The following is a 21,948-nucleotide window of genomic DNA, read 5'->3' as shown; positions in this document are numbered from 1 at the left end:
AAGTAACATTATTATCTTGTTTTTTGCTTAAATTTTAAGTAAAAAAATATCAACAAAGAAAGTTCAGGGAGTTCAAATCTCCCTCTCGTTACAAAAATCTTCGCAGTAATGTTAGGATTTTTTTGCAGTAAACTCACTATAACTATTGAAATTCAATATCTTATAATAAATTTAAAACACCTTGTGGCTGGTTTATTTTTAATTGTACATCAAAATTAAATCTGTACAAATGTCTCCAAAAAACCCAAAAAACACACTTTTTTGACACTTTTTCTGCCACATTTGTGCCACTAATTTGGTTTTTCGAGACTAGATTTAGCGAGAAAGAAGTTACTTAAGTTTTTTAATAAGATCTTCAAGATTTAATTGAAGTTGTTCTCCTGATTGAATATCTTTTAAAGTAAAATTAGAATCCTCAATTTCTTTTACCACAAATGGAATTCCTCTTCGATCAGCATGTTTAAATTGTTTATCAATCTTAGCAGCATCGGGATACATTTCGGCTTTGATGTTATTATCTCGAAGTATCGTAATGGCTTTCATGGCCTCAAAGGCATGGCTCTCATCAAAATTTAAAAACATCACTTTTGTAGCTATAGTAAGGGTTTTGGGGAATAAATTCAATTCTTCTAGGACCAAATAAATTCTATCCAAACCAAACGAAATTCCAACACCACTCATAGCTGCCAAACCAAAAATCCCGGTCAAATCATCATATCTTCCGCCACCCCCAATAGAACCAATAGCCACTTCTTTTGGCGCAGTAACTTCAAAAATAGCTCCGGTATAATAATTTAAACCACGTGCCAAAGTCACATCTAAATCTAAAATGGATTTTTGTAAACCAATTTTAGTAACGTTGTCACAAATGAATCGCAGTTCTTCAATACCTGTTTTTCCTTCTTCAGATGAAGAAAGCAAAGTTGATAATTGTTCTAATTTTTCCTGAATCGTTCCAGTGAAGTTGAACAACGGTTGCACTTTTAATAAAGCTATTTCTGAAATCCCTTTTTCAAGCATTTCTTTTTTAACGCCATCCTCTCCTATTTTGTCGAGCTTGTCCAAAGCAACTGTAAAATCAATCAGTTTATCTGAAGCTCCTATTACCTCTGCAATTCCCGATAATATTTTTCTGTTATTGATTTTAATAGAAACACCATTCAAACCTAATTCAGTAAAAACCGAATCGTACAATTGCACCAATTCTACTTCCTGCCACAACGATTTGGAACCAACCACATCGGCATCACATTGATAAAACTCTCTGAACCTTCCTTTTTGCGGACGATCTGCACGCCAAACTGGCTGAATTTGGTAACGCTTAAACGGAAACTCAATCTCGCTTTGATGCTGCACAACGTATCTTGCAAATGGCACTGTTAAGTCATAACGTAAGGCTTTTTCTGAGATTTTGCCAGTTAACTGTTTGTAGTTTATGGTTTGTAGTTGTTCCGATGGAACTTTATCTAAATAATCACCCGAATTCAATATCTTAAAAATCAAACGGTCACCTTCTTCACCATATTTTCCCATAAGCGTATCCGAGTTTTCAAACGAAGGAGTTTCAATTGGTTGATAACCGAATTTCTCAAAATGATGTCTCATGACCGAAATAATATAGTTACGCTTAGCAACCTCTACCGGTGAAAAATCTCGCGTGCCTTTAGGAATACTTGGTTTTGATGCCATTTGAAAGAATTATAAATTATCAATTGTTAATTATCAATTGTTAATTGTTTTGCAAATATCAATATTTTATGTCTGAATAGAAATTTTCTTGTAACAAAAACTTTATCTTAGTGTCAAATTTGCGATATGCTTGGAATAGGTCTTTTTAGAGAAAATGTAAAAATTGCGTTGGGTTCCATCCGTACGCAGTTACTTCGTACCATTCTGACCATTATTATTATCACTATTGGAATTACAGCTTTGGTTGGGATTTTAACAGTAGTTGCTGCTTTCGAGAACAATTTGAACTCTACTTTTGCCTCGATGGGTTCCAATACCTTCAACATAAATCAATACAAAACGCAACTAAGAGGAAATGGCGGTGTTAATAAAATTGAAAAAATAAATCCTATTATTACATATCCAGAAGCTAAAGCATTTAAAGAAAAATATAGTTATCCATTAACGCAAACCTCGCTTTCTTTTATTGCAACTTCGTCAGCGGAAGTAAAATTTGAAAATCAAAAAACAGATCCCGAAATTTCGGTGTTAGGTGTTGATGAGTATTTTTTAACTAACTCGGGCTTGGAAGTTACTCAAGGTAGAAATTTTAATCCTTTTGACATTTCAAATAATGTTTATTACTGCATAGTAGGTTCTGATTTTGTTTCAAAAGGATTGCTGAAAGATGTAAATCCTATTGGAAAAATAATTTCCATTCGTGGTGCTAAATTTAAAGTTATTGGCGTTCTAAAAGAAAAAGGTTCTACTTTTGGTAATAGCCAAGATTTGAGGATTATGATACCCATTCAAGTAGCACGCTCATTATTTTCGGCTCCCAATATCAATTACTCGTTGAGTACTATGATTCAAAGAACTGAGTTGCTCGATGACGCTATAGATAATGCCATTTTTACAATGCGAAAAATCAAAAAATTGAATCCGGTAGAAGAAGATAATTTTGGTGTTTCTAGAAGCGATGATTTAGTAAATAGAATTGCAAGCATTACTGGTTTTTTAGGTGTTTCCGCATGGTTAATCGGAATTATTACCATTCTAGGTTCGTCTATTGCATTGATGAATATTATGATTGTTTCTGTAACCGAAAGAACTCGTGAAATTGGCGTTAGAAAAGCACTTGGCGCCAAGAAAAGCGCTATTGCTTTTCAGTTTTTCATTGAAACCATAACCGTCGGACAAATTGGCGGCATCTTCGGTATAATATTCGGAATTTTAGTTGGTTACGGAATTTCATCCCTTCTTAACTTGGCGTTTGTAACTCCATGGCAAGCCATTATTGCTGCTTTTGCAACAAGTTTTTTTGTGGGTTTAGTTTCGGGATTATACCCAGCAATAAAAGCATCACAGCTTGATCCAATTGAAGCGTTGCGCTATGAATAGAGTATTCAGTGTTAAGTTATAAGTGTTCAGTAAAAACTCCGTGAATCTTTATTCTATCTTAGTGAATCTCTGCGTAACAAAAACCTTTTTATCATTATTTCTCACAACTAATCATCCTGTCATTCCCATAAATATCTTTCATCAGTTCGACATTCCTAAAACCAAAATCTTCAAGCAACTTAATAGTTTCTTTTCCTAAATATTGATTGATTTCAAAATACAGTTTTCCATTTGGATTTAAATTTTTAATAGCTAGTTCTGCAATTTTTCGATAAAAAAGTAAGGGATCAATGTCGTCTACAAATAAAGCCAAATGCGGTTCATACTCTAATACGTTCGGTTTAATTTCGTCTTTTTCTAAATTTCGAACATAAGGTGGATTGGAAACAATTATATCAAATTGTGTTGCGAGTTGTAGGTTGTGGGTTGCAAGTTCTTTTAAATCATTTATTTTTAAGACATCAACATTTATATAATTTACTTTAACATCGTTAAGTTCACTATTTTTTTTGGCTACAGCCAAAGCTTCCTCAGAAACATCAATCGCAAAAACTTCAGAATTTGCTGAGTGTTTGGATAAAGAAATTGCAATGCAGCCACTACCTGTTCCAATATCTAAAACTTTTAACTTCGTATTTCGTAATTCGTAATTCGTACTTTCAATAATCAACTCCACTAATTCTTCTGTTTCAGGCCTTGGAATGAGCGTGTTTTCATTTACCAAAAAACGCAAACCATAAAACTCCGTTTCACCCAAAATGTATTGAATCGGTCTTTGCGTTTTTAATTCTGAAACAATATTTTTCCATTGCTTCAAATGAGCGCCATCCATTACCTTTTGCGGATTTAGAGCCAAATCAATTCTCTTCAAACTATGCAGTTTCTCTAATATAATATAGAAAATGCTTTCGATTTCCTGTTCCTCATACAAAGAAGAAAGCTCCTGAAGAAAAGTGGTTTTGTAATTTTTAAGTAGCATTTGGATTTTAGAATTTATGTATTGGAATTTAAACTTTTTATCATCCAAACCGGACAATTAGTGTGACCTGTGCTTCCCATTGTTTCATAAAGATATTCAAATCCTGCTTTTTTGTATAAATGTTGCGCAGTTAGCATTTCGGGTAAAGTTTCAAGATAACACTTTTCATAACCCAGTTTGATTCCTTCTTGCAAACAAATTTGTATCATTTTAAAACCAATTCCTTTACCTCTGACCTCTTTTAAAAAATACATTTTTTGTAATTCGCAGATGTTTTCCGATGAACTTTCTAATTGCGAAATTCCAGCGCCACCAATTATTTTTCCTTCATTTTCAACTACAAAATAAGTTGCCCGAGGTTTGTCATAAGCCTCAAACATAAGATCTAATTGTATGTCCGCAAATGCAGTTCCCGCTTTTGGAAAATCATCTTTAATAAAAACATCCCGAATAACCGCCGCAATTTGTTGGTTATCTTCCTTTTTGATTTCTCTTATTACGATGCCATTCATTCTAAAAGTAATGTCTTATTTTTGTGAGGTGAATATACATCAAAAATATATAAAACGTTGCATTCAATTGGCCAAAAATGGGTTGGGAACGACCTATCCAAATCCAATGGTTGGCAGTGTGATCGTTTACAATAATCAAATTATTGGCGAAGGTTGGCACAGAAAATCAGGCGAACCTCATGCAGAGGTAAATGCCATAAACTCTGTAAAAGATAAATCAATATTAGTAAAATCAACTATCTATGTGTCGCTTGAACCGTGCAGCCACTTTGGAAAAACTCCTCCTTGTTGTGATTTAATCATCAAACATAAAATCCCAAATGTTGTGGTTGGAACCATTGATCCAAATAGTAAAGTAGCCGGAAGCGGAATTCAAAGATTAATAGAAAGTGGCGCAAATGTTACCTTTAGTATTTTAGAAAAGGAATGCCATGAATTGAACAAACGCTTTTTTGCGTTTCATCAAAAAAAACGACCATACATTATACTCAAATGGGCTGAAAGTCAGGACGGATTTATAGCTCCATTAACTAAAGAAAAAATAGAACCCGTTTGGATTTCTAATGAGTTTTCGAGACAATTGGTTCATAAATGGCGAAGTGAAGAACAGGCAATTATGGCAGGAACCAATACTGTTTTAGACGATAATCCAAAATTGGATGTTAGAGATTGGAAAGGCGAAAACCCGATACGAATCGTTTTAGACAGAACCGGAAAAATACCAAAAGACTTTTTTATAAAGGATGAAAAAACAAAAACCATAATCATAACCGAGCAAGAAAATTTAACATCTAGTGAAAATTGTATTTATGAAAATGCTATCTTTGATAATAAGCTAACTAAATTAATTGTCAATATTTTATATAAATATGGCATTCAATCCATAATAATAGAAGGCGGAAAACAAACGCTTCAAAGTTTTATAGAAGATAATCTTTGGGATGAAGCTAGAGTTTTTATTGGAAACATTCATTTGAAAGGTGGTTTAAAAGCACCTATAATAAATGGAAATTTTCAAACAAGAAACATAAAAGACGACCAACTTAAACTTGTTTACAATTATGATTAACGCTATAATTTTCGATTTTGGTGATGTTTTTATTAATCTAAATAAAGAACATTCCATTGAAGAGTTCAAAAAATTAGGATTGGATGGACCAAATGAAGATTTGTTAGCACATAATGACTTGTTCGAAAAAGGGAAAATAGACGAACTGCAGTTCATAAATTCCTTTTCAAAACACATCCCTAATGCCAGTATTGAAGAAATTGTAAAAGCTTGGAATTCAATAATTGGCGAATTTCCACTGGAGAGATTAGAGTTTTTACAAATGCTATCTTCCAAATATCGTTTGTTTTTATTGACAAATACTGACCCCATTCATATAAATCGTTTTGAACATAAAGTAGGAATGTCTTTTTACAGTGATTTTTATCGTTGCTTTGAAAAGGTATATTTCTCTTATGAAATGGGCATGCGAAAACCAGATCAAGAAATTTTTGCTATTATTATTCACAATCATGATTTATCGCCTAAAAGAACTTTGTTTGTTGATGACAAAAAAGTTAATACTGATGCGGCCGCATCGCTAGGATTACACGTTTGGAATTTAAAAGTTGGCGAAGAAGATGTCATCAATTTGTTTGAACAAAAGCATCTACCCTTATAGTTTTGGAAATAAAAGACACTTTTAAAACCATTGCCTCACCTTCAACGGAAATTCTATTTAAAGAAAAAAACAGTAAGTTTTTTGGCTATGCTTTTCCAATCACTTCAGAAGACGAAGTCAAATCAATTGTAAACAACTTACGCAAGCAACACTTTGGCGCCGGTCATTTTTGTTATGCTTTTCAACTAGGAACTGATACCGTTTCTTTTCGAGCCAATGACGATGGTGAGCCAAGCAATTCAGCTGGAATGCCGATTTATGGACAGATTCAATCTTTTGGTTTAACTAATGTTCTAGTAGTTGTTGTTCGTTTCTTTGGAGGAGTAAAACTGGGTGTAGGCGGATTAATATCTGCTTATAAAACAGCAGCTCAAATGGCTTTAGAAGAATCCGTAATCCTCGAAAAAACAATAGATGTTCATTTTCAAATTTTCTTTGATTATAAAAACATGAATAAAGTAATGCGAATCATTAAAGAGAAAAACCTTGAAATCATTTCACAACAAATGAAAGAAAGTTGCCAAATTATAATAGCAACTCGAAAAAAAAATGCCGAAATAATTTTCAACATTTTTTTAAATTTATTTGAGATTGAGATTAAAAAAATTTAATCATTTATAATATCCAAAATATATTGAGGAGGCGCAATAGGTTTTCCTAAATTTATATCCACAAAAACCAACAAAAAATAAGCAGTTGTTAACAACTCGCCATTTTCATTACGAATTTCACAATCAAATTCTATCTTCACGGACGACTGACTTTTTAATTTGGTTATCACTGTAAGTAAATCATCATAACGTGCAGGTTTTTTGTAATTTATTGTCATCGATACAATTGGAAGTGCTATTCCGTTTTCTTCTAACGACTTATACGAAATCCCTCTGTTTCTAAGCCATTCCACGCGACCCATTTCAAAATAGGGCATATAATTGCCATGATAAACAACACTCATTTGATCTGTTTCAGAATAACGTACTCTAATTTGTATTTGATGTTCTTTCATCCGATTTTTTTGCTTTTAATCTAAAATTTATTTTTTCTTTACGACAATATTTTTAAAAAATCAAGGTCGTTATAATTTTTTTTAACAAATTTTATTCACATATTTGCTATCCCGAAATTTATTAAAAACATTCGTTGTTTTTTCGAGTAAAACCTAATAAATAAATACTTTAATTTTAGACCAAATATGAGCAAAACTGCGCAATCGGTGTGGGAAAACTGTCTGTTATTTATAAAAGACAATATCCAAGAGCAAGCATTTAAAACTTGGTTTGAACCGATTAAATCAGTTGAACTAACTGATAACGCTTTATACATTCAAGTTCCTAGCAAATTCTTTTATGAATGGCTAGAAGAACATTATGTGAAATTATTAAAAGTAGCGTTAACTAAAGAACTTGGAAAAAATGCAAAGTTACTTTATAAAATTAAAATGGAGAACACTTATGGAAATAAACAACCATTTACTGAACAACTTCCAAGTGCTCACCGCAGTCCAATAAAATCTCAAGATGTTGATGCCCCTTTTAAAAATCTAAATCCAGAATTAAAAAATCCTTTTGTTATTCCTGGAATTAGAAACTTAAAAATTGAGTCGCAACTTAATCCAAATTATAGTTTTGATAATTTCCTTGAAGGTGATTCAAATAGATTAGCGCGTTCTGCTGGTATGGCGGTTGCTAACAAACCAGGCGGAACATCATTCAATCCTTTATTAATATTTGGCGGTGTTGGATTAGGAAAAACGCATTTAGCCCATGCTATCGGTGTTGAAATCAAAGACAAATATCCTGAAAAAACAGTTTTATATATTTCGGCAGAAGTTTTCACCCAACAATATATTGACTCCGTTAAGAAAAATAACAGAAACGATTTTATCCATTTCTATCAATTGATAGATGTTTTGATAATTGATGATGTTCAATTCCTTTCAGGAAAAACAGGAACTCAAGATGTGTTCTTTCATATTTTCAATTACTTACACCAAAACGGCAAACAAGTTATTCTTACTTCAGATAAAGCACCTGTTGACATGCAAGATATCGAACAACGTTTGTTGTCACGTTTCAAATGGGGTTTGTCTGCCGAATTACACCAACCTGATTACGAAACTAGAATTTCTATCTTAAAAAATATTTTGTACAGAGACGGCGTTGAAATGCCGGATGAAATATTAGAGTATGTAGCAAAAAACATCAAGTCAAATGTACGTGAATTAGAAGGCGCAATTATTTCGTTGATTGCCCAATCTTCTTTCAATAAGAAAGAAGTGACTTTAGATTTGGCAAAAAATGTAGTTGAGAAATTTGTTAAAAATGTAAAACGAGAAATCTCGATTGAATATATTCAAAAAGTAGTTTCTGATTATTTCCAATTAGATCTTGATACTCTGCAATCTAAAACCAGAAAGCGCCACGTTGTTCAAGCTCGACAATTGGCCATGTTCTTTGCTAAGAAATTTACAAAATCTTCTTTGGCAAATATTGGTTCTCAAATTGGAGACAGAGACCACGCCACGGTTCTTCACGCCTGTAAAACAGTTGACAACTTAGTTTCAACTGACAAGCAGTTCAAAAAATTTGTAGAAGATATTCATAAAAAATTATCGCTATAATTCCTTTTTGAGTAAGTTTACGTTTTAGAATCAAATTATGCCCGTTAAAATTTTAATGGTTTGTTTAGGAAATATTTGCCGATCACCTTTGGCTGAAGGACTACTTGCTGCTAAACTTCCTAAAGATAAATTTATCGTTGACTCTGCCGGAACAGGAAATTACCACATTGGCAAACAACCTGATCAACGTTCTATATTGACAGCTCAAAAAAATGGATTAAACATTACCAATCAAAAAGCTAGACAATTTACTACTAGAGATTTTGATGATTTTGATTACATCTATGTAATGGATAATTCTAATTATGATGATGTAATTGAATTAGCAAAAAAAGAAGAACACAAACAAAAAGTTAAGCTAATTCTAGATTATTTATTTCCTGGAGATAATGTTGATGTTCCTGATCCATATTACGGATTGCAAAATGGTTTTGACATGGTTTATGAAATGCTTGATGAAACCTGCGACATTTTAGCCAAAATACTAATAGAGAAACATTCATGAAATGCCTTAACATTAACATCTGACAGATAAAAAAAACAATTAAAAAGCGTAGATGAAACCTGTAAATTTAAAAGGCAAACTTTATTTAATCCCAACTACATTGGGAGAAATGAATCCTCATGATGTTTTACCTCAAACTGTAAAAAGGGCTATCGATTTTATAGACGACTATATAGTTGAAAATGAAAAAACAGCTCGAAAATTTATTAAATCCATTCATCCTGAAAAAATTCAAAACAGTTTAAGAATTTCTTCCCTAAACAAACGTACTGAGGTGTCAGAATACAAAGCGATGATTGCTCCATGTCTGAATGGAATAAACGTTGGCTTAATGAGCGAAGCAGGTTGCCCTGGAGTTGCTGATCCCGGTGCGGTTATTGTAAAAATTGCTCACGAAAACGGGATACAAGTTGTTCCTTTAGTTGGACCATCTTCTATCCTATTGGCAATGATGGGTTCCGGAATGAATGGTCAGAGTTTTGCCTTCAACGGTTATCTTCCAATTGATAAAGGTGATAAAAAAGTAGCGTTAAAAAACTTTGAAAACCTGTCGAGTTCAAAAAATCAATCACAAATCTTTATTGAAACGCCTTATCGAAATAATAAATTATTAGAAGATTTACTGCAAATTTTACAAGCCAATACACAACTTTGTATTGCAACTGATATTACATTGCCAACTGAATTTATCAAAACCTTTCGTGTGGCTGACTGGAAAAAAATAAAGGTTGACCTGCATAATAGACCAACCATTTTTATTATTCACAAAACGTAAATTAGTTTACTTTAGCATTTTTGACAGCTTTAATTCCAGTGGTTTCATATCCGCCAAAATCTTTCAAATACGTTTTAACAGAAGTCCCATATTCGTCTTTACATTTTTTTTCGCCATTGGAATTCAAAAATCGTTTTACCGATCCTGAACCCCCTAGATGTGCTGCCGCTAAAATTCCAGATTCTGTAATTTTAACACCATCAACAATTTTACCTTCAAAATAATTGATATAATCTTTAAGGCTATATTTGTTTTTAGAAAGTAACGCAACAAAAGCTTTTTCCTGAAGTCTTGGATTATTCATAAAACCAATGCTATCATTAATACCAATAGACTTTAAAGTTTCAATTCCGAATTGGTATTTTCCAATATAACCTAAAGAATTGATTTTACGATATTTTCCTTGTGATTCTTTATGAGCCAGTGCTTCTCTGAATCCAATAAAATATCTTCCTGTAAATGGGACTTTTAATTTAAAATAATCGATGCTGTTTAGAGAAGGAAAAACATAAGATTGTTCTTCATTTTTATCAGCAAATGAGTACTTGCTGATTTGGGAATTGTAAGGTTTAAAACCAGAGCTTATTAAAGCTACAGTAAGTAGAATTGTTATGTAAAATATTCCTTTTTTTATCATTAATTATTATTTCTCAAGCGCTGTCACCGACTTGATATTTCTGAGGCGCAATATACAAATAAATTTATAAAATTGAATACCAAGTAGTTAAAAATAAAGAAAGTGAAATTTTGTTCCGCCTGAACCCTTGATTTCAAAAGTTGGAGCCGGAATTTTAATAGTATTGAAAACTGTTAAAAGCGTCTTAACAAAATGCGATTTGGTTTCTATTTTAGTTAGATCAACGTCGAGCGAGAGGTAAAATTGACGATGTCTTCTACTTTCCGGAAGAAAAATAGTATTAACAAATTCATCACTTCCAGTTATCATTCCTTCTGCTCCATAACCAACTGCAACATTCAACCATTTAGGAATTTTAGATGATTTTGCAAATGAAAAAATGTTAGCAGACAACCAATAAGTTTGACCATTATAGTCTTTAAGAATTTGTTCGGAAAAAGAGCTTCCTAAAATATTTGGCCTTGCAGAAGGGTAAGGTGTTGTGTGAAAAGAAAATTTTGGTACAATTCGCTGTTCCTTCCAAAGTAATTCTTGTGAAACATATAAAGCCGTTCCTGAAACATTAGCTGCAATATCGCCCCAGGAAGCGCCCCAATTTGCCGAATAACCATCAAAAACCTCAACCGCAGTCAAAAAAGCTAATCCCAAAGTGGAACCGTAAATTAGTTGACTTTTTCGACTTGCACCTGACCACTTCAAAGCATTGGCACCAAAATTACCTAAATGATAAGATGAAAAAACATGGCCAACTTTATCCATTTGAAGCCATTCGGCATTGTCATTTATAAAATGAAAATTAGAACGGGGATAATCGGCATACCAAATTTGATTCAAACCAATCAATGTTGCAGAACCAATAGCAACTTCGGAAATAACAAGTGTTTTGAGACGCTTCTTGTTTAAAGTATCCGAAGTCTTTAGAAAATTTTCAACAGCATTTTGAGCGACTGTAATTTGGAAACACCAAAAAAACAAAAGAATAACTAGTCGCTTTGCTACTTTCAAAATTATCTTTTTGTTCCTTGTTTATTGATCCAATTAGCATATTTCATGGCATTAACTTGATGTTGCTCATAAGTGGAAGCAAAAACATGATAGCCAAATTTTTCAACGCTTGCGCAGAAATAAATATAATCGTGTTTTTCAGCATTCAAAACCGCATCAATAGCGTCAACGTCGGGCATCGCTATTGGTCCTGGAGGCAAACCAATATTTTTATACGTATTGTAAGGCGAATTGATAAACAAATCGTTATATAAAACTCTTTTTATGACTTGGTCAAAATCATTGTCACGCAATTTCAAAGCATAAATCACTGTTGGATCAGCCTGCAAAGGCATTCCCTGAATTAACCTATTAAGATAAACGCCGGCAATTATAGGTCGCTCGCTTTTCTTTACCGATTCTTTATGCACAATTGATGCTACAGTAATCACTTGAACTGGAGATAAATCCAAAGCTGCAGCTTTTGTAATTCGAGCTTTTGTCCAAAACCTATTGTACTCTTCCAGCATTTTATTTCTGAATTTTTCTGCAGTAATATTCCAATACACTTCATACGTATTTGGTAAAAACATGGCAAAAACATTGTCTTTGGTAAAACCATTTTTTTGCAGAAAAGTACTGTCTCTGAAAGTAGTTAAGAGTTTTGTCCTGTCGGGTTCTATTTGAGAACTCAAGCGTTCGCACAGATTTTCCAAGCGCTCCTGATTGTTAAAAGCCAATTTTACCGGAACGTTTCTTCTCATGGCAGACACCAATTGAAAAGCACTCATTCCTTTCTTTAACAAAAAACGTCCTGATTTAACATTTTCTGGATAGGAACGGCATTTAGCGATAAATTCAAAATTACTTATATTTTTTACCAATGGGGAAAGGATTTTTTCAACATCCTGATAGTTAGAACCTGTTGGAATTTGCACATATATTTCGTCATTTTCAAAATTCGTATTCGAAGTGAAAAACTTGATATAAATTACCGCCACAAAAACAACGAAAACAATTCCTGAAATCTTGATAATTTTATTTCTATTAAAAACCATTTATTTTTTAATTAATTGAAAAACTGCTTCATCATGAAAAGCATTATTGGTAAAATTCCAGTCCTTTTTAATCCCAATTTTTTCAAATCCAAATGTAGTAAAAAGCGATTCACTTGCTTTATTTTCTGTTCCGATATTTGCGTACAACTGATGAAGCTGCAACTGCTCAAAAGCATAATTAATTACCAAACTTAATGCTTGCTTTCCAAAACCATTATTTCTATTGACATCATTTTGAATGATTATCCCAATTCCGGCCCGTTTATTTTTGGCATCAAAATCAAATAAGTCAATTAATCCGATAGCTTCAGAATTCCCTTTTTTACAAATGACCAATCGCAATTGCTTAGCTTCATAAATATCCTGATGGGCATTTTCGAGATATTGTCGAATAAGAAATTTGCTATATGGAGTTATTGTGTTGCTGACTTCCCAAATATTTTCATCGTTTTCTATAGCATAGACAAACTCTAAATCTTCGGGCTCGAGTGCTCTTAAATGGATAGTATTTCCTTGTAGAGTCATAAAAAATTATAAATTTATTTCTCCTTGAAAAACAAAAGTTGCTGGACCTTTCAGTAAAACTTTAGTATAGACACTTCCTTCTTTTGTAAAGGAAACTTCGAGTTTTCCGCCTTCAACATCTAATTTTATATGATTGGAAGTTGTATTACCAATTGCATTCATAGCAATAGCTGTTGCTGTTGCACCGGTTCCACACGAAAAAGTTTCATCTTCAACTCCACGTTCATAAGTTCTTAGACGAAAATGATTATCTGACAGTTGATTTACAAAATTAACATTGCTTCCGGCTTTACCATACAAATCAGAATAACGGATTTTGGCGCCATTTTTTTTTACATCATAATTATCTAAGCCATCTACCAGCACTACGTGATGCGGAGAACCGGTATTTAGGAAAACATAATCGTTTTGAATTTTTACCTCATCAACATCTTTCATTTCCAAAGAAATGATTCCGTTTTCTAAAACATAGGCATGATGCAAACCATCGGTTGCCAGAAATTTAGTTTGGTCATCAATAAGATTTAAACTTTTTGCGAAAGCTACAATGCAACGACCACCATTTCCACACATTGAACTTTGATTGCCATCCGAATTGTAATAAACCATTCGAAAATCGGTTTCGACATCATTTTCTAATAATATCAATCCGTCAGCGCCAATTCCGAAACGTCTGTCGCACAATTTTTCGATGAGTTTAATGTCGTTTTTTGGGAAGTTGTTTTGACGATTATCAATGAAGATAAAATCATTTCCTGTTCCTTCGTATTTATAAAAAGTGTATTTCATAGTGTGGTTTACGCCAACAAATATAGCAAATATTAAAATTAACTTAAAAATTGTTAAACGACCGTTAAACTGATATTTCGAAAAATAGAAATTTATAATTTTACGTTCAAATAATTTAAAATGTTTAAGACTATGAAATGAGCATAACCAAAAATTTATTTAAAACAAGTGGCTGTTATGCAAATTACATATGACCAATTAAAAACAAAAATTATAGACATATGAAACGATTATCAAGTTTATTTTTGATTTCTTTATTAAGTGGCGCGACCACACTTGGTGCTTACAAATTATTTATTGAAGGAAAAGGCAATCGAAATTCGATTGTGACTATGGCATCCAACAATTATGCTAAAAATGTTGGTTTATCTGGTGAAGCGATTGATTTTACTGCAGCTGCAGAAAATACAGTTCACACCGTTGTTCACGTTAAAAATGTTTCGGTAAGGACCATTTATAATCCGATGATGCAGTGGTTTTACGGAACTAATGGCGGTCAACAACAAGAACAGATCGGAACAGGTTCGGGTGTTATTATTTCAGAAGACGGTTATATTGTAACCAATAATCATGTAATAAAAGACGCTACCGAACTTGAAGTAACTCTAAACAACAATAAATCATACAAAGCAAAACTAATTGGAACTGATTCAAAAATGGATATTGCGTTGTTAAAAATAAATACCGAAGAGAAATTAGCCTACACTACATTTGCTGATTCTGATCAGGTGAAAGTTGGCGAATGGGTTTTGGCCGTCGGAAATCCATATAATCTGAATTCGACTGTTACTGCAGGAATTGTTTCGGCAAAAGCCAGAAATTTAGAAGATAACGGTATTCAGTCATTTATACAAACTGATGCAGCAGTAAATCCAGGAAATTCTGGTGGTGCATTGGTTAACACCCGAGGCGAATTGATTGGAATTAATACGATGATTTCATCCCCAACAGGAAGTTATACCGGATATTCATTCGCAATTCCATCAAACATTACTCGAAAAATCATTGAAGACATTATGGAATTTGGCAACGTACAACGTGGCATTCTTGGAATTGAAGGCGGCGAATTAAATAGCAAAGCTTCTAAAGAATTAGGTGTTAATGATACCGAAGGCTTCTATATCAATAAAGTAACAAAAAAATCAGGTGCCGAAAAAGCAGGCCTACAAAAAGGTGACATTATCAAAAAACTAGACAGTCAAAATATTAATACATATGCCGAACTTTCTGGATATATCAGTACCAAAAGGCCAAATGATAAAGTGCAAGTAACTTTTGTTCGAGATGGAGAAACTAATTCGGTTCCAGTTACTTTAATCAAAAACGACCTAGTTACTACTGAATTTAAAGGATTAGAATTGGAAAACATAGAAGCTGCTGATAAAAAGAAATTCAGAATTGATTATGGTGTCCGTATTAAAGACATCAATAACGAAAATCTAAAGCCCTATTATGACCAATTAAAAGGTGGTATTATACTTTCCGTAGATAATGTAAAAGCAACGGATGTAGAAACCATTTCCAAGATTTTAAATAAAAAAGACGAAAATCAAAATATAAGTATTCAAATGCTTAACAGAATTGGGCAAGTCATTCAAGTAATTTTATAAGGTTAAAAGGTTAATTTAGTTTAAAACCAGTTCAAAATTTGGGCTGGTTTTTTTGTTTTATAAAAAAGTTACGAAATCGTTTTCGTGATAGACTTCTGTTTTATACTTTTGCCGAAATTATTAAAATTCCGAAATAAATTCGGGGTAGAAACACAACTAAAACTTTTTTATTTTTATGGACAACAACAAGTTATACGAGAAGGAATTATCTTTTCAGGCTGACAGGCGAAAAGCTGGCGTTGAATTAATTAAAATTATCAGCGATTTGTGGTATGACAAATCAATAGAATTGGTCCTTTTTAGAAATCAATTAATTGATAAAAATGTGAGTGATATTATCAACTTTCACGAATATGCCGGTGAGTTTGTCCAAAAACCAATAAATATCTTTGATTCTGTAGAAATAGCGCGCTCTATTCAAAATTTAGACTTACCGCCATCCCGAATTGACATTGGAAAATTAACCTATGAATTTCATCTTGATGACAATAAATATAATGATAGTCGTGCCTTTGTTATTGATAAATTAAAAAATACAAAAGATTTTAAAAACTTAAAACCAAAAGATGTAGTCTTGTATGGCTTTGGTAGAATCGGTCGTTTGTTAGCTCGTGAAATGATGAGCAAAATGGGTAAAGGAGAACAACTTCGTCTTCGCGCTATTGTAACCCGTGATAGAAATGATGCTTCCTCATTAGAAAAAAGAGCTTCATTGTTGCGTTATGACTCTGTTCATGGAGATTTTCATGGTTCAGTTCAGGCCGATGCTAAAAACAACGTGTTAATCATTAACGGAACAACAGTTCATGTTATTACAGCCAATTCACCCGAAGAAATTGATTATACTCAATATGGAATCGAAGATGCATTAGTAATTGATAATACTGGTGCATTTACAACCGAGGAACAATTGAAACGCCATTTGTCTTCAAAAGGAGTTAGCAAAGTAATATTGACTGCACCCGGCAAAGGTGTTCCGAATATTGTTTATGGAGTAAATCATACCGATTATAACCCAGACGATGTAGCCATCTTTTCTGCCGCATCTTGTACAACCAATGCTATAACTCCGGTATTGAAAGTAGTTGAAGATACCCTTGGTGTTGTAAAAGGACATATTGAAACTATCCACGCCTACACCAATGATCAAAACTTGGTGGACAATATGCATAAAAAATACCGTCGTGGTCGTGCTGCTGCCTTGAATATGGTAATTACTGAAACTGGGGCCGGAACTGCTGTTGCTAAAGCATTGCCTAGTTTAGCAGGAAAATTAACTTCTAATGCCATCCGTGTACCTGTTCCAAATGGTTCTTTGGTAGTTATGAATTTAGAAGTTAGCCAAGTAACTTCTGTTGAAGAAGTGAATAAAATCATGAAAAAATATGCTCTTGAAGGAGAATTGATTGAACAAATCAGGTATTCGTTGAATAACGAATTGGTTTCTTCAGATATTGTTGGCACTGCTCAACCCTCAATTTATGATAGCAATGCTACAATTGTTTCAGGAGATGGAAAAAATATTGTGCTCTATGTTTGGTATGATAATGAATATGGATACAGCCATCAGGTAATTCGTTTGGCAAAATATATAGCAAAAGTCAGACGCTATACTTATTATTAGCAGATAATTAATTCAGTAGAGTAAAATCTGTGGTCTGAAATAAATGTATAAGAAGAAAACAAAATAAAAAATGCTCAACAGTAGTTGAGCATTTTTTTTATAAATCTATATGAAAAAATTAAGCTTTTCCGGCAGCAATCAAGTTCAATGCAGAACCAGCTACATACCAGCCAATTTGACCATCGTTATATGTGTGATTTGCCAAAATAACATCTTTTGAACCATCAGCATGAACAAATTCTAATGACAACGGTTTACCTGCAGCAAATTCGGTTAAGTCTAAGAAATTGATAGTGTCGTTCTCCTGAATTTTATCATAATCCGCTTCGTTTGCAAATGTCAATGCTAACATTCCTTGTTTCTTCAAATTTGTTTCGTGTATACGCGCAAATGATTTTACCAAAACTGCTTTAACTCCCAAAAATCTTGGTTCCATAGCGGCATGCTCTCTTGAGGAACCTTCGCCATAGTTGTGATCACCTACTACAATTGTTGGAACTCCGGCAGCTTTGTATGCTCTTTGAACAGCAGGAACTGAATCGTATGAACCTGTTAATTGGTTTTTAACTTTATTAGCTTCTTGGTTAAAAGCATTCACTGCGCCAATCAACATATTATTAGAAATATTATCTAAATGGCCACGGAAACGTAACCAAGGTCCAGCCATTGAGATATGATCCGTAGTACATTTTCCAAAAGCTTTTATAAGTAATTTTGCTCCTGTGATATTTTTACCATCCCAAGCATCAAAAGGCGCTAGTAATTGCAATCTATCCGAAGTTGGAGAAACTACAACCTGAACACTACTTCCATCAGCAGCTGGCGCTTGAAAACCTGCATCTTCTACATCAAATCCTCTTTTTGGCAATTCATCCCCGTGAGGCGGATTCAGTTTCACTTCTTCCCCTTTATCATTCAATAAAGTATCTGTAATTGGATTAAAACTCAAATCTCCCGAAATGGCTAAAGCGGCAACCATTTCCGGTGACGTTACAAAAGCATGAGTATTTGGATTCCCATCAGCACGTTTTGAGAAATTTCTATTAAACGAATGTACAATGGTATTTTTTTCTTGTTTATCGGCTCCGGCTCTATCCCATTGACCAATACATGGACCGCAAGCATTGGTAAAAACTTTGGTTCCCATTTTCTCGAAAGTCGCAATGATTCCGTCTCTTTCGATAGTATATCTGATTTGCTCTGAACCCGGATTAATTCCGAATTCAGCTTTTGGAGTGATTCCATGTGCAACGGCTTGTTCCACAATTGATGCCGCACGAGCCATATCTTCATAAGAAGAGTTAGTACATGAACCAATTAGTCCCCATTCAATTTTTATTGGCCAACCGTTAGCGGCAGCTTCTGCTTTCATTTTTGAAACAGGAGTTCCTCTGTCCGGAGTGAATGGTCCGTTGATATGTGGTTCTAATTCTGATAAATTGATTTCAATAACCTGATCAAAATAGTTGTTAGGATTAGAATATACTTCAGCATCGCCAGTTAAATAACTGGCTACTTTATCTGCTGCATCTACAATATCTTGTCTATCGGTCGCAGCCAAATATCTTCTCATTGAGTCATCGTACCCAAAAGTTGAAGTAGTTGCTCCTATTTCGGCACCCATGTTACAAATGGTTCCTTTACCCGTGCACGACATATTAATGGCTCCCTCACCAAAATATTCAACGATAGCTCCAGTTCCTCCTTTAACGGTTAGAATATCAGCTACCTTTAAGATTACATCTTTTGGCGATGTCCAACCATTCAATTTTCCGGTTAATTTAACTCCGATTAATTTTGGAAATTTCAATTCCCATGACATGCCCGACATTACGTCTACAGCATCGGCACCACCAACACCTATAGCTAACATTCCTAATCCACCGGCGTTAACCGTGTGCGAATCGGTACCAATCATCATTCCGCCTGGAAACGCATAATTTTCTAAAACTATTTGGTGTATAATTCCAGAACCCGGCTTCCAAAACCCAATTCCATATTTATTTGATACTGAAGAAAGGAAATCAAAGACTTCTTTAGATTGTGAATTGGCTGCTGCCAAATCAGATTTAGCACCATCTTTTGCCAAAATTAAGTGGTCACAATGAACTGTTGTTGGAACCGCCACTGTCTTTTTTCCGGCATGCATAAATTGCAATAAGGCCATTTGAGCGGTTGCATCCTGACAAGCCACTCTATCGGGAGCAAAATCAACATAATCTTTTCCACGTGTGAATGCTTGTGTTGGATTGCCTTCCCATAAATGTGAATATAAAATCTTTTCAGACAAAGTAAGAGGACGACCAACAATTTCTCGAGCTTTATCAACTCTTTCTGCCATAGTCGCATAAACTTTTTTAATCATTTCAATATCAAAAGCCATAATATATTGGGTTTATATGTTTAACAGAATTATGTTCGGCCAAACGGCCTAAAATGCAATGCAAATTTACGAAAACGTTGTACTTCTATAAAAGTTTTTCATAAAATATATTGGTGAGGAACACTATTTTACGAAATGATGATTTTTGCTCTAGCTTTTTTACAAATACGTTAATAAAAGCACTGTAAAATAAATATTTTTATTTTTTATCTCTTAAATCCATAATTGGTTTTTCATAAAAACGGTAACAAACATAACTTATTACAATTAATACTGTAAGATAAAAAGCTGTAATCATATGAAATTGAAGTAAAGAAGTATTTTCTCTATCTACAAACAACATAATCAATTGCAAAATCACACTATAATGAAACAGATAAATAGCGTATGAAATCTTGCTGATAAATTCAATTGGCTTTTTAATTATTCCAATTGTAGTTTCTAGCTGAGAAAAGAATGGCATGTAAAATGCAATTGTGAATGAAGCCAAAGGAAGATAAATTACATTCCAAACAAAGGGGTAAGTCTCGGGAAAAATTTGTAAAAAGCCCATTCCAAAATACATAAACATCATAATTAGTGCTCCAAATACAGCGGAAAGATATTTGAATTTAGCCCAGTTTTTTTTATAATTTACACTAATCCAACTACATAACACTCCGATAAAAATGGCATCTAATCTATAAATCACAACTGATTTCAGGGAAACATTCCACTCATCGAGCGTAGTAGTTTTAGTATTGATTTGGTACCCTATTTTAAAACCAATAAATAACATAATCAATAGTACTATTAGCCATAGAAAGAACCTACTCTTGTTTTTAGGTTTGAATAAAAATGATATTACTAAGAGTGACATAGGCAAAATTACATAAGCCCATTCTTCAACAGCCAAACTCCATGATTCGGGAAAAAAGGTTGACATTCTGGAAAACCCATTTTGGAGAAATATAAAATATAATCCTAATTTAGGAATAGAATATCCTAAAGCAGTTGTAATTATTAAGTTAATAATCAGTATTAGATAATAATTAGGTAATGTTCTAAACCATCTTCTTCTGAGGAAATAAAAAGCACTTTTTATGGAATAATCATCCTTGATATAAATATTATATAGTATTTTCCCAATCAAAAAACCACTCAACACAAAGAAAAATTCGACTCCTAAAAAACCAAACAACGAAAAAAATTGTTTAATGATTTCATCTTTTGGATTATATATCCATAGAATATGCGAACACAAAACCATGGCAATTGCCATGGCACGCATTAAATCAAGTCCAAAAACTCGGGTATTATTATTTGTCATTCAACTTTAGATTTTTAGCTCTGAATTGATTAATTGGTTTTTCAAAATAGGTGTAAAAAAGATAACTTAAACCGACAGTAATTGACACATACAAGATAGCAAAAAGATTCAATTGCCATAACCTGAAATCTTTCGTATCGATAAAATATTTTAGCAGAAAAAGCACTACACTGTAATGCAATAAATATATAGAATAGGCAATATTGCAGATAAAAGTAATCCCATTTCCGATTGCCTGAGATGGTGATTTCCAATTCAATAAAAAAGGAATAAATAAGCAAATAGCTGTCGAAAGCATAGGCAAACACAAGATGTTCCAAAACCAAGACGCATTGGTTAACCTTAATTTAAAAACAACTATGCATAAAAACAAAACCAGAAACAGCAAAATTCCAAGAGCTAAAAATTGTTTTCGTTTTGACATTATGAATTCTTTATAATTATGATAAAAATACCCAAAAAGAACTCCAATAAAAACGGAATCGATTCTGTAAATCACCACCGAACGAACCGTAAAACTCCATATTCTCAATTGCAAATTGGTAGAATGTATATCATAATATAATTTCAAAAGAAAGGTAAAAGCAATAAGTCCAATTACTACCGTTAAAAATAAAACCTGTTTAGATGCTTTGAAGAATGTCTTTGAAATAACCAACAACAAAATTACCACAAAAATATAGCCCATTTCTTTGACGGGTAAGCTCCAAGATTCCGGGAAAAAAACAGGAATTGGCGAACTAAAATTTTGAATCATCAATGGATATTTCCATACTTCAGAAACGGAAAATCCAAATAATAAATAAATGATAGTGATTATTAAAATGACCAAATAGTAACTTGGTAAAACCCTCATTAATCTTCTAGTAACAAATAAACCGGCGTCTTTTAACGTGTAA

21 protein-coding genes are annotated in these 21,948 nt (G+C 33.2%); 9 read left to right on the top strand and 12 right to left on the bottom strand.

Going from position 1 to position 21,948, the window contains the following annotated elements:
- Positions 1-330: 330 nt before the first annotated feature.
- Entirely contained in the window at positions 331-1,689 is a 1,359-nt protein-coding gene (gene hisS, locus ACOYLP_RS04560; protein WP_422854999.1) for a histidine--tRNA ligase, read from the bottom strand.
- A 126-nt stretch (positions 1,690-1,815) separates the two neighbouring features.
- Between hisS and ACOYLP_RS04555 the strand changes: the two genes are divergently transcribed.
- Positions 1,816-3,069: an ABC transporter permease gene (locus ACOYLP_RS04555; RefSeq protein WP_422854998.1), complete on the top strand. Its 1,254-nt coding sequence runs from the start codon at positions 1,816-1,818 to the stop codon at positions 3,067-3,069.
- Positions 3,070-3,163: 94 nt separating this feature from the next.
- On the opposite strand, the gene prmC is transcribed toward ACOYLP_RS04555, so the two are convergent.
- Together prmC and ACOYLP_RS04545 are read right to left on the bottom strand one after the other, a co-directional pair.
- A complete protein-coding gene (gene prmC / locus ACOYLP_RS04550; RefSeq protein WP_422854997.1) occupies positions 3,164-4,048 on the bottom strand; it encodes a peptide chain release factor N(5)-glutamine methyltransferase in 885 nt (294 codons plus the stop codon).
- 14 nt (positions 4,049-4,062) lie between these two features.
- On the bottom strand, positions 4,063-4,560 hold the full coding sequence (locus tag ACOYLP_RS04545) for a GNAT family N-acetyltransferase (protein ID WP_422854996.1): 498 nt from the start codon (positions 4,558-4,560) through the stop codon (positions 4,063-4,065).
- A gap of 10 nt (positions 4,561-4,570) precedes the next feature.
- On the opposite strand from ACOYLP_RS04545, the gene ribD reads away from it, so the two are divergent.
- Genes ribD through ACOYLP_RS04530 form a run of 3 tightly spaced genes read left to right on the top strand, consistent with a single transcriptional unit; the run spans position 4,571 to position 6,841 of the window.
- On the top strand, positions 4,571-5,629 hold the full coding sequence (ribD, locus tag ACOYLP_RS04540) for a bifunctional diaminohydroxyphosphoribosylaminopyrimidine deaminase/5-amino-6-(5-phosphoribosylamino)uracil reductase RibD (RefSeq protein WP_422854995.1): 1,059 nt from the start codon (positions 4,571-4,573) through the stop codon (positions 5,627-5,629).
- A complete protein-coding gene (locus ACOYLP_RS04535; protein ID WP_422854994.1) occupies positions 5,622-6,230 on the top strand; it encodes an HAD family hydrolase in 609 nt (202 codons plus the stop codon). Before ribD ends, ACOYLP_RS04535 begins: the two co-directional genes overlap by 8 nt.
- A gap of 2 nt (positions 6,231-6,232) precedes the next feature.
- On the top strand, positions 6,233-6,841 hold the full coding sequence (locus tag ACOYLP_RS04530; RefSeq protein WP_422854993.1) for an IMPACT family protein: 609 nt from the start codon (positions 6,233-6,235) through the stop codon (positions 6,839-6,841).
- Here the strand turns inward: ACOYLP_RS04530 and ACOYLP_RS04525 are convergent.
- On the bottom strand, positions 6,838-7,236 hold the full coding sequence (locus tag ACOYLP_RS04525; protein ID WP_422854992.1) for an acyl-CoA thioesterase: 399 nt from the start codon (positions 7,234-7,236) through the stop codon (positions 6,838-6,840). The genes ACOYLP_RS04530 and ACOYLP_RS04525 overlap by 4 nt on opposite strands.
- Positions 7,237-7,422: 186 nt before the next feature.
- Between ACOYLP_RS04525 and dnaA the strand changes: the two genes are divergently transcribed.
- From dnaA to ACOYLP_RS04510, 3 genes are read left to right on the top strand one after another with little or no spacing between them, the layout of a single operon-like run.
- Positions 7,423-8,850, top strand: coding sequence for a chromosomal replication initiator protein DnaA (gene dnaA, locus ACOYLP_RS04520; RefSeq protein ID WP_422854991.1), 1,428 nt, complete (start codon positions 7,423-7,425; stop codon positions 8,848-8,850).
- Positions 8,851-8,887: 37 nt separating this feature from the next.
- Positions 8,888-9,355 carry a low molecular weight protein-tyrosine-phosphatase gene (locus ACOYLP_RS04515; protein ID WP_422854990.1) on the top strand — a complete coding sequence of 156 codons (468 nt, stop codon included), beginning with the start codon at positions 8,888-8,890 and terminating at the stop codon, positions 9,353-9,355.
- A 52-nt stretch (positions 9,356-9,407) separates the two neighbouring features.
- Entirely contained in the window at positions 9,408-10,130 is a 723-nt protein-coding gene (locus ACOYLP_RS04510) for an SAM-dependent methyltransferase (protein ID WP_422854989.1), read from the top strand.
- A 1-nt stretch (position 10,131) separates the two neighbouring features.
- Here ACOYLP_RS04510 and ACOYLP_RS04505 read toward each other — a convergent pair whose 3' ends face one another.
- The 5 genes from ACOYLP_RS04505 to dapF form a co-directional block, all read right to left on the bottom strand.
- Complete coding sequence (locus ACOYLP_RS04505) at positions 10,132-10,767, bottom strand: peptidoglycan-binding protein LysM (RefSeq protein ID WP_422854988.1); 636 nt, start codon at positions 10,765-10,767, stop codon at positions 10,132-10,134.
- Between the two features lie 87 nt (positions 10,768-10,854).
- On the bottom strand, positions 10,855-11,772 hold the full coding sequence (locus tag ACOYLP_RS04500) for a DUF2279 domain-containing protein (RefSeq protein ID WP_422854987.1): 918 nt from the start codon (positions 11,770-11,772) through the stop codon (positions 10,855-10,857).
- Between the two features lie 2 nt (positions 11,773-11,774).
- The gene (mltG, locus tag ACOYLP_RS04495; protein ID WP_422854986.1) at positions 11,775-12,809 is read right to left on the bottom strand and encodes an endolytic transglycosylase MltG; all 1,035 of its coding nucleotides are present in this window, start codon (positions 12,807-12,809) and stop codon (positions 11,775-11,777) included.
- On the bottom strand, positions 12,810-13,334 hold the full coding sequence (locus tag ACOYLP_RS04490; RefSeq protein ID WP_422854985.1) for a GNAT family N-acetyltransferase: 525 nt from the start codon (positions 13,332-13,334) through the stop codon (positions 12,810-12,812).
- 6 nt (positions 13,335-13,340) lie between these two features.
- The gene (gene dapF, locus ACOYLP_RS04485; RefSeq protein WP_422854984.1) at positions 13,341-14,123 is read right to left on the bottom strand and encodes a diaminopimelate epimerase; all 783 of its coding nucleotides are present in this window, start codon (positions 14,121-14,123) and stop codon (positions 13,341-13,343) included.
- Between the two features lie 221 nt (positions 14,124-14,344).
- Here dapF and ACOYLP_RS04480 point away from each other — a divergent pair, with 221 nt between their 5' ends.
- Complete coding sequence (locus tag ACOYLP_RS04480) at positions 14,345-15,733, top strand: trypsin-like peptidase domain-containing protein (protein ID WP_422854983.1); 1,389 nt, start codon at positions 14,345-14,347, stop codon at positions 15,731-15,733.
- Between the two features lie 175 nt (positions 15,734-15,908).
- Positions 15,909-17,357 (top strand): glyceraldehyde-3-phosphate dehydrogenase, encoded by a 1,449-nt coding sequence (locus tag ACOYLP_RS04475; protein WP_422854982.1) that lies wholly within the window; start codon positions 15,909-15,911, stop codon positions 17,355-17,357.
- Between the two features lie 118 nt (positions 17,358-17,475).
- Here the strand turns inward: ACOYLP_RS04475 and ACOYLP_RS04470 are convergent, their stop codons facing one another.
- From ACOYLP_RS04470 to ACOYLP_RS04460, 3 genes are all read right to left on the bottom strand, one after another.
- Positions 17,476-19,740 (bottom strand): aconitate hydratase, encoded by a 2,265-nt coding sequence (locus ACOYLP_RS04470; RefSeq protein WP_422854981.1) that lies wholly within the window; start codon positions 19,738-19,740, stop codon positions 17,476-17,478.
- A gap of 199 nt (positions 19,741-19,939) precedes the next feature.
- Complete coding sequence (locus ACOYLP_RS04465) at positions 19,940-21,049, bottom strand: acyltransferase family protein (protein ID WP_422854980.1); 1,110 nt, start codon at positions 21,047-21,049, stop codon at positions 19,940-19,942.
- Positions 21,039-21,948, bottom strand: a 910-nt coding sequence (locus ACOYLP_RS04460) for an acyltransferase family protein (protein WP_422854979.1), incomplete at its 5' end; no start/stop codon positions are given. The genes ACOYLP_RS04460 and ACOYLP_RS04465, both read right to left, overlap by 11 nt.

Origin of the sequence: Flavobacterium sp., from assembly GCF_049318325.1 — a bacterium.
GTDB lineage: Bacteria > Bacteroidota > Bacteroidia > Flavobacteriales > Flavobacteriaceae > Flavobacterium.
This window is presented reverse-complemented; position numbering and strand designations above follow the sequence as displayed.